Here is a 13,558-nt window from a genome sequence, read left to right as displayed (position 1 = left end):
CAGGATTTCCGGGGGTTGCGATCAGCACCCCCGCGGTCCTGAGCGCTCCCCCCTGACGTTCTGCCCCCTGAGCTCTCAGGGGTTCACTCATCACTGACCTCAGACCGCTGCGGTCTGACTTCAGCCCCCCACGTTTCACGTGAATTCACACCCCATCCACATTCCCCATGTGGACAGCTGTGCATTCACGTGAAACGCCGCGCGTCTTACATCGCGAATCCCATCATCGGACTCGGCGTCATGAGCGCTTCCTGCGCGGCGAGCAACACCGCCGTGGGCAGCGGCGCGGCGCCGGCGCGCTTGGCGGCTTCGACGACCATCGACAGCGCGCGGGCCTGCGCGGCATAGGCCGCCAGCAGGGCGCCACCGGCGCCCGGGGTGGCCACGATATCCTGGGCGAGGTCATCGAGCTGCTGCACCAGCGCGGGCGACGTTGGCACGGGGCTGGCAGCCACGGATGTGGCGGGCACGCCCTCGCGATGGTACGTCGGCCGCACTTCGCGATCTCCTCCGCCCAACCCCATCCCCGGGAACGTCGACGGGGCCAGGGCTTCCTGCACACGATCATTGCTGGCGGCCAGGACGGCCAACCGGCGGCGAGCAACTTCAGACGACTCGAATCCCACGACAGACTCTCCGGTAGCGGCACCTGAAGGCGCGTGATTTTCCACGCAGCACTTGACAGATGCACAACTGTTACATAAATGCGACAGTGAAAGCGACGCAGCACACGCGTGACAAACGCATGCTGTGGTACGACTTGGCGATTGTGGTATGACGGGGTCGGCTTTTCAGCCGGTTCGTCGGTGCCGCACGCCGATGCAGCGATGGGTCGTGCGATGGGTAGTTCGTAGGCCAGCGGTCTGAGGCCTGTCCGGCCACCACATCCGGTGGCGGACGGGGCGGTACGGTTCGAGCCCTCCACTGGAGCAGGCTGGATGCACGTCCTCACCCCGACAGCTGAGCGTGATGGCGCCGCGCGGGATCTGGCTGAACTCGCCAGAACCACGCTCGACGAGCATTGGGCCGTCGCTGCCATCCCGGTGGAACGTCGCGCGCTCCTGCTGGAGCGGGCCGACGCGGCCGCCCTGCGCCCCGGTGATGGCCTCGGAGAGCCCATCGCCGATGGCCTGGCCCTGCTGGGAACCGCCTACGAACTCGCGGCCCTTGGACAACTGGAGGCGGCGCTGAGCCCGGTGCCCAGCGCGGCCCGCGATCTGGCGCAGGCTGTGCTGACCCTGGGCGCTGCCCGCGCCTTTCGCTGCGCGGCGGCCCTCAAGCCGCCGCTCGATGATGGCGAGTCCGCCATCACCTGGGCGCTCAAACTCGGCGCCCTCGCGCTGGTGTCCCGCCAGACGGACGCGTACGTCCGCTGGTGGGAGGTCCGCCATCATGTGGCCGACGTGGTCAAGCGGCTGGCCAACCGGCTCGATCAGGAGCCCTGGGAGCCCTACGCCCGCGGCACCCTCTGGATGGCGTGGCTGGGGCTGCTGGGAGCCCCCATTGCCATCCTGCCCGAGCACGCGGCCGACGAGCTGCCCACGCTGAGTGCGACGCGCACCCGCCTGGCGGCCTTCCGCGAGCGACGGGCCCTGCATGACGTCCCCGCCGACGGCCCGGTGCTCAATGCCGCGGCCCTGCGGGCGCGCATGACCGAGTTCGCGATCCGTCATCTGGCCGACGCCACCGAACTGCTGACGGTGGCCGTCTTCCGACGGACGCTGCCGGACGTATCCGCGGAGTTCAAGCTGCACCTGAGCGCAGCCCGCTCCGCCCTGGCGGGCGATCATGGGCAGGACGTCTTGCTGGCGTGGTTGCAGGCTGCCGGCGTCACGCTGGCAGGCGGCGTGACCGCGCAGCTCGAACTCCCAGGATTCTAGTCTTGCCGGCGGCGCCCTTGGCGCCGCGCCAGACGCGATACACGCGTCGTCCCGTGCTCCCGACCGGGAAGGCCACACGATGGCCCCCCAGCGGGATGATATCGGCCAGCAGCGCCCCCAAGGCGAGGCGCTCCGCATCCGTCATCACCGACTCGGTTGACGCCGACATGGTCGGCTCCGCGTCCACGCGGAACCACCGCACTCCTGCCGCCCCTTCGGCCCGGACGTAATAGGAATCATCGTCGGCAAAAAACGCGCTGAGGTGGTCGTGCTGCCAATCCATGTGGAGAGACAGGCTTGTGATGGGCGCAGGCTCCATCTGACCGATTGGCGCGTCAACGGCGACGACGTGCATAGCAGGATTCCGTGAGGGCAGGAATTTGGAAAACGCCGCTGTTCCGGAGCAGGCCGGGACGTCGGCGGGCGGGGATGTTATGACGATCCAGCCGCTCACGCAATACACGAACTGCGCCCTAAGTTGTTGACATACTTGTGGATAGATGTTGATAAGGATGTGGACAACCAGCTAACTGCGCGTCCGCAAATCGCCTGCAGCCCATGCTCGTGTGGATAACAGGTCTTGTGATGCCCCGCCATTTTGGGGAGGCAGGGGGATGGTTATCCACAGGTCTATTGCTCACAAATTTTGCTTTTTCTTGTTTGCTCACACACTATTGACTTCGCCGCAGGGTGCCACTCCGTCACACCACCGGCTGGGCTCGCCTGGGGCAGCCTGTTCCACTCGGCCCCATGGCGCACACTGCCACAAGTCACCATTCTGCGGAGTCGCGTGATTCCCTTGGCCTGCACCGTTGAGGAGTTGAGTCGTGTCGTCTGATCCACGGATCGGTTTGCTTGTCGGCCGCGAATGGTCGTTTCCCCCGGCGTTCCTCGATGCCGTCAAGCGTCGCCAGAGCGGCGTCACCGCCGACTACATCTCCCTCGATGCCACGCAGATGGGGCAGCCGGTCCCGTACTCGCTGATCATCGACCGCATCTCCCACGAGGTCGGCTTCTACCGGACCTTCCTCAAGCACGCCACGCGCATGGGGGTGACCGTCGTCAACAACCCCTTCATGTGGTCGGCCGACGACAAGTTCTACGACGCCACCGTGGCCATTCAGAACGGCGTCGCGCACCCCAAGACGATGGTCCTCCCCAACAAGGACTACATCCCGGGGATCTCGCACACCGAATCGCTGCGCAACCTCGCCTACCCGCTCAACTGGAAGGGCGTCGCCGAGTACATCGGCTTCCCCTGCGTGCTCAAGGACGCGCACGGCGGCGGCTGGCGTGATGTGTACATCTGCAATTCCATGGAGGAGCTGCTCAGCAACTACAACAGCTCCGGGCTCCTCACCATGGTTGTGCAGGAGTTCATCAACTGGGAGGCGTACGTGCGCTGCATGGTGCTGGGGCGCGAGGAAGTCCTCGTCATGCCCTATGACCCCCGCCAGCGCCGCTACATCCCCGACCCGGGCTACCTGGGCAAGGAGCTCGAGGACCGCTGCCGCCGCGACGCGCTGACGCTCTGCCGAGCCCTCGGCTACGACATGAACACCGTGGAGTTCGCGGTGCGCGACGGCGTACCGTACGCCATCGACTTCATGAACCCGGCGCCGGACATGGACATCAACTCGCTCACCCCCAGCTACTTCGAGTGGGTCGTGGAGCACATGGCCGATCTGGCCATCAAGCTCGCCACCGCACCGCGGAAGGCGCCGCCCGCCGGCCCGGCCATCGGCGGCTGATGTCTTCCGCAATCGCGCAGTACCACGACCTGCTCGCCCAGGGCGATCTGGCCGCCGCTTCGGCTGAGGCGCTGGAGCAGCAGCTGCGAAAGCAGGGGCTCTACTTTGGCGACCGCGCGCTGTGCAGCGTGCTCCGGCCGCGCTTCCTCACGATGGCCGAATACCGGCACATCGCCGTGGCGTGCCGGCTGGTGGGGCAGGCCTTCGAGAAGGTGCGCGTGGCCGCCATGGCCAGCGCCGACCTCCGGGCGCAGTTCGGGCTGACCAGCTGGGAAGAGCAGGTCATTCACGCCGATCCGGGCTTCGCCGCGGCCAGCCCCACGTCGCGCCTCGATGCCTTCTACGCGACGCCGGAGCAGGGTGGGCTCAAGTTCACCGAGTTCAACGCCGAAACGCCGGCCGGCGCCGCGTACAACGATGCGCTGTCGCGGGCGATGCTGACCCTCCCCGCCATGCAGGCCTTCCAGCGCACCCACGTGCCGCTGCCGATCCCGGCCGCGGCCACGGTGGTGGATGCGCTGCTGCAGGCCTATCACCAGTGGCGCGGGGTCCGGGAGACGCCGCAGGTGTGCATCCTGGACTGGAAGGAGGTGCCCACCTACAGCGAGTTCGTGCTCTTCGAGCAGGAGTTTACGGCCCGCGGCATCCCCGTGTGGATTGGTGATCCGCGTGATGCGGAGTTCGAGAACGGGCGCCTCCTGGTGGGCGGTCGCCACGTCACGCTGATCTACAAGCGCGTCCTGATCGACGAACTCGTCACCCGCGAAGGGATCGATTCGCCCGTCGTCCGAGCGGTGCAGGCAGGTGCGGTGTGTATGGTCAACCCGTTCCGCTGCAAGCTCTTACATAAGAAGGCCTCACTTGCCGTGGTAAGTGATGAACGGCAGGCCCACCTGCTCAACGCCGACGAGCGCGCCGCGGTCGCGGCGCACGTCCCCTGGACGCGCGTCGTGGAAGAGCGCACCACGGAGTACACGTCGGGGGTGGTGGATCTCGTGCCCTTCATCGCCGCGAACCGCGAGCGGCTCGTGCTCAAGCCCAACGACGAATACGGCGGCAAGGGGATCGTCCTCGGATGGACGGTTGACGACGCCGCGTGGCAGGCGGCCATCCAGACGGCCCTTGCCGAACCGTATATCGTGCAGGAGCGGGTGGTCGTGCCCAGTGAACCGTGGCCGGCGCTCGTGGATGGGGCGCTGCACATCGGCGACCGCATGCTCGACACGGCGCCGTTCCTCGCGAACGGCACCACGGTCTCGGGGTGCCTCACGCGCATCGCGACCGACCCGCTGCTCAACGTCACCGCCGGCGGTGGCTCCAACGTTCCCACTTTTCTGGTTGAGGCACGCTGATGGCGTCCCTACAGCGCCCGGTGATCGGGCTGACGACCCAGACGCTGCACTCGATCGACGGCATCCCGCCGGCGCTGCCGAGCAGCTGGGTCATGAATCAGCGGTACTTCCTCGCGGCCACCATGGTCGGCGCGGTGCCGTGGATGATCCCCCTGCTCGACGACGATCTGCTTACGCTGCGCGAGATCTACGAGCGCCTCGACGGGCTGCTCATTCCCGGGGGCGTGGACATCAGCCCGGCCGAGTACGGGGAAGCGGTCCGCCCGGAGTGCGGCAATCTGGATCCGGCGCGCGACCGGGTGGAGCTGCAGCTGGCCAAGTGGTGCATCGAGGACGGCAAGCCGGTGCTGGGCCTCTGCCGCGGGCATCAGATCATCAACGTGGCCTGCGGCGGTACCATGTGGCAGGACCTCGCCTCACAAAAACCTGAATTCCACAAACACGACTTCTTCCCCACGGCCGGCTTTGAGCGCGACTATCTCGCGCACGACGTGGACGTGGCGCCGGGATCGCGCTTGTCACAATTACTCGAATCCACACGGGTGAAGGTGAACAGCATGCATCATCAGGGCATCAAGGAGCTCGGGGAGGGGCTGATCGCCTCCGCGACGGCCGACGATGGTCTGATCGAAGCCATCGAGACGACCGGCGACGCGTTCTGTGTCGGGGTCCAGTGGCACCCGGAAGTCTTTGAGATGGCGGATCCACACACCCGCCATTTATTTGGCGGATTCATTCGCGCGGCGATGGAGTGGTCGCGCGCGAACACGACGTCTCGCATCACAGTGGGGGGATAAATGCGCGGCCCGAGCCTGACCGTCGGCATCGAAGAAGAGTACCAGATCATCGACCCGGTGACCCGTGACCTCACCCCGGGGTTCGATGCCCTGGTGAAGAGCGCGGACGCCGTGGCGGCCGACGTGAAGGCGGAGCTCCACCAGTGCCAGGTCGAAATCGGCACCAAGGTGTGCGGCTCCATCGCCGAGCTGCGCTCGGAGCTGACCAAGCTCCGGGGGCTCGTGATCAAGGCGGCCGGGCAGCACGGCCTCACGATCGCCTCGGCGGGCACGCATCCGTTCTCGAACTGGATGAACATGGAGATGACGCCCAAGGAGCGATACCTGGGCGTCAAGGCGGAGCTGCAGGACCTTGCCCATCGCCTGCTGATTTTCGGCACGCATGTGCATGTGGGCATTGAAGATCCGGAGTTCCGCATCGACTGCCTGAATGCGGCGCGGTATATCCTGCCTCACATTCTCTGTCTGTCCACATCGAGCCCGTTCTGGTTTGGGCGCAACACGGGGCTGCACTCGTATCGCAGCATCGTGTTCAAGAACTTCCCGCGCACCGGCGTCCCCCGCATCCTGAACGGCTGGGGGGATTACGCCGATCTGCTCGACACGCTGGTGAAGACCAAGAGCGTCCCCGATGGCTCGAAGGTCTGGTGGGACGTGCGCCCGCATCACCTCTATCCCACGCTGGAGTTCCGCGTCTGCGACGTGAACACCCGCGTGGACGAGGCGGTGTGCATTGCCGCCATCCTGCAGGCCGTCGTGGCCAAGATGTGGAAGCTCCGCCGCGACAACATGACCTTCCGCGTCTACGCCGCCGACCTCATTGAGGAGAACAAGTGGCGGGCGGTGCGCTGGGGGCTGGGCGGCAAGCTCATCGACTTCGGCAAGAAGGAAGAACTGCCGGCGTCGGTGCTCATCCGCGAGCTCATCGAGTGGTTCCTCGATGACGTGCTCGATGATCTGGGCACCCGCAAGGAAGTCGAATACGCCTTCAAGATCCTCGAGGAAGGGTCGAGCGCGCAGCGTCAGCTGGCCACCTACGCCCGCACCGGCGACCTGCGGGCGGTCGTGGACCAGCTCATCCGGGAGACCGCCGAGGGCGTCTGTGAGCCCACCCTCGGCCCGCCGCTCGATTCGGAGCAGAAGCCGGTAAGCAGCATGGGCACGCCCAGTCAGGGGGCGTCGGTGGTGCGGGGACAGTCGATCCCCTGAGCCACCGGCCGGCCGTCACGCCTCGGTGCGATACTCGGCGGGAATCGACAGGATGAAGGTGCTGGTCCGCTCGGCGTCTTCGAGCCCCAGCTCACCGCCCAGCAGGCGGGCCAGATCACGCGCCACGCTCAGCCCGAGTCCGCTATGGGACTCGGCGCCGTGCGGCACCGGATCCCGCACCTTTTGCCAGAACGGCTGGAAGATGCGCTCCCGATCCTCGCGGGCGACGCCGTCGCCGTCGTCTTTCACGATCAGACGGATGCGGATCTCGCCAATGCCGTCGAGGCGGACGATCACGTGCACCTCGCCATGGCGGGCGTGCCGCACGGCGTTGGCGACGAGGTTCACCACGATCTGTCGCAGCTTGAGGGCGTCGGTGTAGACCGTGATCACCTCGGGGGGCATCTCGACCTGCACCGTGAGCCCGCGCGCTTCGGCGATGGGGCGCACAAGCGCCAGGCTTTCATCGACGATGGCCTGCAGGGCCACCCGCTCCGGCTTGACCGTGGCGTGCACCGCCTCCACCCGCGCGTGCAGCAGCAGCTCGTCGAGGAGCGCCAGCAGATGGCCACCGGACAACCGCATGCGCTCGACTCGCGCGAGCTGAGACACGAGCGCGGGACCGGTGAGTTCGCCGGCCAGCAGCTCGACGTAATTGAGGACGGCGCTGATCGGCGTGCGGAGTTCATGACTGATCGTCGCAACGAACTCCGCCTTCGACCGATTCGCACTTTCGGCACGCTCGCGCGCTTCGCGCTCCGCCACCTTGAGATGCGCGCGCATGATGGCCTGGGCGCACATCACCCCCAGGGTGGTCACGAAGGCGCGCTCGTCTTCGTCGAAGGTCCGCGCGTCGCTCCATGACAGCCCGAGCACGCCACGGAGTTCGCCGTTGGCCCACACGGGCACGATGGCGGCGGCCTGGCCGCCGGTGCGGACGAGCCCTGCGCCCCAGTCGGGGAAGCGTGCGAGCGCCTGTGCGGCGTTCAGGAAAAGCGGCTCGCCCGAGCGGGCGACTTCGGCGAACGGGAGCGGGGCGTCGAGGGGCTGCGCTTCGAGGGCGGCCGTGAGTTCAGCCAGCCCACCGATGGCATGCACCACATGCAGCCGCGCATCGCTTTCCCCGGCCGACGGTGGCAGCAACTCCGGCGGTGGCGGAAACGCGCCGAGCGTCACGACCACCGCGCTCGTTGCACCGAGCGCCGCGAGCGCTTTGCGCTCGACCAGGTCGGCGGCTTCGACGGGCGAGAGCGCGTCGGTGAGTGAGCCACTCAAATCGGCCAGCGCCCGCAAGCGTTGGGAGGCCGACGACGGTGGCGAGCCGGGCGGTGCCTGGGGAGCTGTGGGCGCCGGAGCAGATTCCGGCGGCAGCGGCGACAGCGGTTCCACGGGCACCTCGCGAGCACGGGGGCGGGCCCGTGCGCCCGGTGCACCGTCAGTCGACGGCGCCTCCGGCGCATTCGCCGCCGTTCAGTGCTCTACTGCAACCTAGGGACCGGCCTCGGCGCGCACCATGCGTGTGGGACGACACGCGTGGCACCGCGCGAGGTGCTCATCACGGATCCTGACCGATCGCGGCGTAGTGCGCGGCCACCCACTGCGACATCCCGGCGCGCGAGTACACATCCGGGCGACGATCGTGCACGACCTGCGCGATGACCGCCGCGACCTCCTCGGCACTCTGGCTGTCAGGCAGCATGCGGCTGTCGGGGCCGCCATGACGCGCGCGCATCCCGAATTCGGTGCGCACCACGCCGGGGGAGACGATCGAATACTGGATATCGGGGTGCGTGCTCTGCACCTCCTGACGGAAGTTGGCGGTGAGCGCATTGAGATAGTGCTTGGACGCGCTGTAGGCACTGCGAAACACCGCCATGGGGATGCGCCCGAGCATCGAGCTCACGTTGATCACATGGCCGCGACCGACCGCCTTGAAGTGGGGCAGGGTGGCCTGCATGCCGTAAAGCGCGCTCTTCACGTTCACGCCCAGCATGTCGTCCAGGTCGTCGTCGGTGAGCTCACTGGGCATGCGCGTGATCCCCTGACCGACATTGTTGATCCACACGTCGAGGCGCCCGGCGTGCGCGAGCGTGGCCTGCAGCACGCGCTCCACCTCGGTGCGCTGCGTGACATCCGCCGCGACGGTGAGGGCCGGCGTCGGCAGCGTGGCGTTGACAGCGTCGAGGGCGTCGGCGCGACGCGCGACGAGAACGAGCGCATGCGTGGGCGCGAGCGCGCGGGCGAGGGCGGCGCCGATACCGGCGCTGGCGCCGGTGATCACGGCGACGGGGGTGTTGGGCATCATTCGTGCAATCTACCGCGCGGCTATCGGGTCCAGATGGAGATGATCCCGCACCAGGTCCGCGAGCGTTCGCCGGTTTCCATCGCCGCCTGCGACGTGAACTCGGGAGGAATGGTTGCGGGGCCCGAGAACACCTCGATGCCATAGACCTCGGTGGGAGGCAGGAGCATCGCCAGATTGGGGCGCCCTTCCGGCAGCAGCCGGCCATCGATCGCCACGCGCATCCAGCAGCTGAGCGCGCGCTCGCGCGTGGACTTGGCATAGCGATAGCCGAGGCTGTCCAGCACGATCATGCCGGGGACGCGCGTCAGCAGCTGCCACGTGCTGACCGGGCCGCGCCGTTCGATCTCCTCGCGGTCGATGATGAGCGATGCGCGGCTGGTGGCGCGTCGGCGATCGAAGTCGCTGTGGCGGGTGTTCGTCACGCGCGCGGCCGACACCTTCACCGTATCCAGGGTGGGGGACGCCGTCGGATCGAGCAGCACCGGCACCTCGTTCGTGCCCGGCGCGAGTTCCACGGTGATGGTGCCTTCCTGATACCCCACGCGCCGGAGGCGCACCGTGGCCGTGCCGCGCGGCAGATTCCGCGCGCTGGTGCGGCCGCCCGCATCGGTGCGCATGGTGAAGGGCTCGCCGGCGAGCGGTGTGACCTCCACCACGACATCGCGCAGCGGCTGCTGATGATCATCGATGACGCGCATCGACAGCGCCGCGATGTCCCGCCGCGCGAGCGTCAGATCGAGCGCGGCCAGCTCACTCGCGGCGGTGAACAGCGTGTCGTGCGTGCCCGCGAGGCCCGCCCCGTACACCGCCAACGGCGTGTTGGTGGGGACGCCGCACAGCTGCCACGTACCGCTGCTGTCGCTCGGCACGCGAATGGCATCGTCGTTCAGAATGACGCGCGCTTCGTTCCTGGCGGCCGCAGTGTCGCGCAGCACGCGCACCCGCACGGTGGCATTCGCCACCCGTGCGCCGCGGGCGTCGCGCACCACGCCGCGCAGCAAGGCGCGACCGGCGAGCGAGTCGCCGCACACGGCCTGACGGATGTCGCGCAGCGACGGAAGCGCCATCTCCACCACGCGCCCGTCTTCGGTGATGCTGATGGGCACCACCGGCAGCCGCACGCCAAGCGAGTCGAGCAGGGCATGCTGCACGCGGAGCTGATACGTGCCGGGGAGCACGGGGCGCAGCCGCGCGACGCCGGTGGCATCGCTGCTCCACGTGTAGTCCGTGCCCTCGAGCGAGGCGCGCAGGGCGCCGTGCTGCAACGCCGGTTCGGGGCTCGTGGTGCGCACCTCCAGCGTGGCGCCCTCGCCTTCGAACAGCGGCGTGTCGCCGCGCACCACGCGCAGCACGTCGCCGCCGGCGATCTGCACGCCGGTGAGCGAGCGGCTCGTGGGGTTCACCACCAGATTGCGCCGCCCGATGCTGACATTCCCCGCGCGCGCGGCCACGAGCGGCATGCGAATGATCCACTGCTGCACGAGCCATTCGCCGGTGCCAAGGTGCAGGAACCGCACCTCACCACCCGGGTCGGCCGCATCGGCCGCCGCGGGAAGGTTGGTGTAGCGGAAGCGCAGCTCGCGCAGTTCGCTGGTCGCCTGTTCGAGCCACAGCGTGCCGCGCACATCGGCGCGCCCGGTGACCGCGCGCGCGGGGCGAAAGCTCACGCCTATCCAACTCGGTTGGTCGGCTGGCGCCGGCTCGAGCCCGAAGCAGTGCGCCGACGCAAAGCTGGGCGACAGCAGGACGTCGGCATCCGGGGCGTGAAAGGTGGTCCCGTCGGCGCCATCCACCACATAGCCGTGCGCCGCCAGCGAATCGGCGGCAATGCTCGAGAAGGCGTGCGCCGTCTGGCCGCGCCCCAGGCGGCGCGTCTGCTGCACGACGTGCTTCTGATCGGCGTCGAGCTGCCGATCGTATTCCATCCACTCCGTGCGGAGCGTGGCGTCGAGGCGCGAGGTGTCGGCCCGGAGCCGCGACGCCAGCAGCGCTGTGCGCGCCTGCTCCCACACCGCCGCCACCGCCGCGCCGTCGCGCGCCTTTTCCCCGCACACATCGGCACTGCGCACCGTAACCGCCGGCAGCGCGATGGGCAGGCCGAGCATCATGATGGGGGGCGCGTCGACGCTGGCGGTGTCGCTCGCGAACGGCCCGACCAGCGCGCCGTCGGTGGGCTGCCACCCCACCTGCAGTGCCCGCAACCGATAGCGCGCCGCGGGGGCCGGGAGCTGTAGCCGATACGCCCCTCGCGCATCGGTGAGCGCCCGCGCCTGCTGCGCCTTGTCGTCCGTCGCGGTCACGACCACGTAGGCGGCGGGGGAGCCGTCGGGGCGGACGACCGTGCCACGCACCGTTTGGGCGGCGAGGGGCGACGCGGCGAGGAGGAGCGCGATGATGAGGCGGCGCATGCGTAGAGCATCGGGGCCGGGAAACGCGCTCGCAAGGCCCAACCCAACCGTCCGGCAGGCCTACACCAACTCGTCCAGCAGTGCCTCGTCCGTCAGCGCCGTCGCCCCGAGCAGGCGCGTCGCCGCCGCTTCGGGGAACTCCCACACCGCCACGACCTCGCGCGCCGACACGTCCGCGCCGCTCGCCGCGATGCTGACCGTGAGCGACGGGCCGGAGCCCACCACGCGGGCCACGAACGTGCCCGCGCGCCCCGAGCGGCGATGCGTCAGCGTCACCACCCAGGCGTCGTCCTGTTCCGCGCACTGCACATCGAAGGCGGTCAGACGCGTGAGCGGATCGCCGTGGGCCGCGAGCGCCGCGACCGCCGCCGCCGCGCACAGCGCCGGCCCTTTGTGCGGCACCGCGTCGCGCACGAACACATCGGCGGCCGTGCGTGCCCCCTCGGCCCCGTTCGAGGCCGCGCCCAGGGCCTTGGTGAACTCCGGCATGAGCGCAGCGCCCAGGCCGCTCAGTTCGAGCGCACGCGCGGCGTAGCGCAGCACCTGCCGCACTTCGAGCCGGTCCACCTCATCGAAGAACCACGCGCAGCTCGTAAACGTGCGCAGCGACGCCCGCTCCATCTCCAACAGCTCGCGGGCCCGCACCACCGCCTCCGCCGGCGCGTCGGCCGGGAGCACGGAGCGCGCGAACGCGTCGTGCGCCGCACCATCGAGCGCGACCACCGCCCCGAACGCGTCGCGCACGGCCCACACATTGTGCGTGAACAGCGACGCGCCTTCGCGGGCATAGACGTCATGCACGGCGGTGGCGAGCGTCTCGAGTGCGCGGCGAAGCGGCCCGCGCCATTGCTGGGCCGGCGGCTTGCTGCCATCGAGGCGGCAGCCGCAGTTGCTGCGCCACCGCTCCACCCCGTGTGCGCAGCTCCACGCACTCGGGCTCACCAGCGTCACGTCGGACGTGGCCGGATACTCGGCGACGAGCGTAGCCGCATTGAGCACGCGACGGCCCGGCTGCCGCGCCACGATGCCGAGCGCCTCGGCGAGCGCGCTGTCGCCCGCCTTGTGGTGATGGCCGAACGTCTCGCCATCGGTGCAGAGCGTGGTGCAGCGATCGGAGTCGTCGCGGATCTCGGGCGAAAAGCGTCGCGCCAGTGCGGCCGGGTCCTGCAGCAGGCTGCCGAAGGCCACATCACCGGCGAGCGAGCCGTCGTACGGCACGATCGTGAGCGTACGGCCCCGTGCGCCGCGCCAGCGTACCGGCATGCCGCTGCCATCGTGCCCCTGTACCTGATACGGCGCCAGAATCACGAACTGCACGCCCTCGGCGGCCACAGCGTCGAGCGTATCCTCGTCGGCAGCGCACTCCGGGAGCCAGAAGCCTTCGGCGTCGCGCCCGAAGCGACGCCGGAAATCGCGCAGCCCCCAGCGAATCTCCGTCGTGCGCTCGCGCGGTGACGTGAGCGGGAGGATGACGTGGTGATACGGCGCGGCGATGGCATTGCCGTGCCCCCACCGCCGCACACTGGCCGCGTCGCCTGCCTGCATGGCGCGCAGCGTGTCCGGCGCTTCGCTGTCGAGCCACTCGCAGAGCGTGGCGCCCACATCGAAGGAGCACCACGCGTAGAGATTCACGACGCGACCCACCCCCGCCCGCGCATCGGTATCGCGCGTCGACGCGCGCGGGTCGCGGCGCAGCGTGGTCGCGTACGCCTGCCGCGCATAGCACTCGCGATTGATGCGCGCGTTCCAGTCGTGGTCCGGCGTTGCCGACGGTTCGGTGCGCACCACTTCGAGCCACGGATCTTCCCGCGGCGGCTGATACAGATGCTGATGGACGATGACGCCGTGCACGGGGC

The 13,558-nt window shown here is 68.8% G+C and carries 10 protein-coding genes and 1 pseudogene; 5 read left to right on the top strand and 6 right to left on the bottom strand.

The window, feature by feature from the left end; genetic code table 11:
* Nucleotides 1-206: 206 nt before the first annotated feature.
* A complete protein-coding gene (locus K2R93_06660) occupies nucleotides 207-626 on the bottom strand; it encodes a hypothetical protein (GenBank protein ID MBY0489505.1) in 420 nt (139 codons plus the stop codon).
* Between the two features lie 312 nt (nucleotides 627-938).
* On the opposite strand from K2R93_06660, the gene K2R93_06655 reads away from it, so the two are divergent.
* On the top strand, nucleotides 939-1,880 hold the full coding sequence (locus tag K2R93_06655; protein MBY0489504.1) for a hypothetical protein: 942 nt from the start codon (nucleotides 939-941) through the stop codon (nucleotides 1,878-1,880).
* Here the strand turns inward: K2R93_06655 and K2R93_06650 are convergent.
* Nucleotides 1,831-2,235: a hypothetical protein gene (locus K2R93_06650; protein ID MBY0489503.1), complete on the bottom strand. Its 405-nt coding sequence runs from the start codon at nucleotides 2,233-2,235 to the stop codon at nucleotides 1,831-1,833. The genes K2R93_06655 and K2R93_06650 overlap by 50 nt on opposite strands.
* Before the next feature lie 472 nt (nucleotides 2,236-2,707).
* Between K2R93_06650 and K2R93_06645 the strand changes: the two genes are divergently transcribed.
* From K2R93_06645 to K2R93_06630, 4 genes and pseudogenes are all read left to right on the top strand, one after another.
* Complete coding sequence (locus K2R93_06645) at nucleotides 2,708-3,631, top strand: hypothetical protein (GenBank protein ID MBY0489502.1); 924 nt, start codon at nucleotides 2,708-2,710, stop codon at nucleotides 3,629-3,631.
* A complete protein-coding gene (locus K2R93_06640) occupies nucleotides 3,631-4,983 on the top strand; it encodes a circularly permuted type 2 ATP-grasp protein (protein MBY0489501.1) in 1,353 nt (450 codons plus the stop codon). The genes K2R93_06645 and K2R93_06640 overlap by 1 nt, the downstream gene beginning before the upstream one ends.
* Nucleotides 4,983-5,780 (top strand): gamma-glutamyl-gamma-aminobutyrate hydrolase family protein, encoded by a 798-nt coding sequence (locus K2R93_06635; GenBank protein ID MBY0489500.1) that lies wholly within the window; start codon nucleotides 4,983-4,985, stop codon nucleotides 5,778-5,780. The genes K2R93_06640 and K2R93_06635 overlap by 1 nt, the downstream gene beginning before the upstream one ends.
* Nucleotides 5,781-6,911 (top strand): annotated as a pseudogene (locus K2R93_06630) (carboxylate-amine ligase). It abuts the gene before it with no gap.
* Between the two features lie 93 nt (nucleotides 6,912-7,004).
* Here the strand turns inward: K2R93_06630 and K2R93_06625 are convergent.
* The 4 genes from K2R93_06625 to K2R93_06610 form a co-directional block, all read right to left on the bottom strand.
* Complete coding sequence (locus tag K2R93_06625) at nucleotides 7,005-8,264, bottom strand: GAF domain-containing sensor histidine kinase (GenBank protein MBY0489499.1); 1,260 nt, start codon at nucleotides 8,262-8,264, stop codon at nucleotides 7,005-7,007.
* 280 nt (nucleotides 8,265-8,544) lie between these two features.
* Complete coding sequence (locus K2R93_06620) at nucleotides 8,545-9,294, bottom strand: SDR family NAD(P)-dependent oxidoreductase (GenBank protein MBY0489498.1); 750 nt, start codon at nucleotides 9,292-9,294, stop codon at nucleotides 8,545-8,547.
* Nucleotides 9,295-9,314: 20 nt separating this feature from the next.
* Nucleotides 9,315-11,702, bottom strand: a complete 2,388-nt coding sequence (locus tag K2R93_06615) for a carboxypeptidase regulatory-like domain-containing protein (protein MBY0489497.1) — start codon at nucleotides 11,700-11,702, stop codon at nucleotides 9,315-9,317.
* Nucleotides 11,703-11,762: 60 nt separating this feature from the next.
* Nucleotides 11,763-13,553, bottom strand: a complete 1,791-nt coding sequence (locus tag K2R93_06610; GenBank protein MBY0489496.1) for a DUF3536 domain-containing protein — start codon at nucleotides 13,551-13,553, stop codon at nucleotides 11,763-11,765.
* Nucleotides 13,554-13,558: the final 5 nt, after the last annotated feature.

This window comes from Gemmatimonadaceae bacterium (genome assembly GCA_019752115.1).
GTDB lineage: Bacteria > Gemmatimonadota > Gemmatimonadetes > Gemmatimonadales > Gemmatimonadaceae > Gemmatimonas.
The sequence above is the reverse complement of the archived record's forward strand: the minus strand, read 5'-3'. Positions and strand labels throughout refer to the sequence as shown.

What these genes read in the sequence shown, in the direction of transcription:
- K2R93_06640 (MBY0489501.1), top strand. Translation starts at nt 3,631, where the DNA reads ATGTCTTCCGCAATCGCGCAGTACCACGACCTGCTCGCCCAGGGCGAT.
- K2R93_06635 (MBY0489500.1), top strand. Translation starts at nt 4,983, where the DNA reads ATGGCGTCCCTACAGCGCCCGGTGATCGGGCTGACGACCCAGACGCTG.
- K2R93_06620 (MBY0489498.1), bottom strand. Translation starts at nt 9,294, where the DNA reads ATGATGCCCAACACCCCCGTCGCCGTGATCACCGGCGCCAGCGCCGGT.
- K2R93_06650 (MBY0489503.1), bottom strand. Translation starts at nt 2,235, where the DNA reads ATGCACGTCGTCGCCGTTGACGCGCCAATCGGTCAGATGGAGCCTGCG.
- K2R93_06655 (MBY0489504.1), top strand. Translation starts at nt 939, where the DNA reads ATGCACGTCCTCACCCCGACAGCTGAGCGTGATGGCGCCGCGCGGGAT.
- K2R93_06615 (MBY0489497.1), bottom strand. Translation starts at nt 11,702, where the DNA reads ATGCGCCGCCTCATCATCGCGCTCCTCCTCGCCGCGTCGCCCCTCGCC.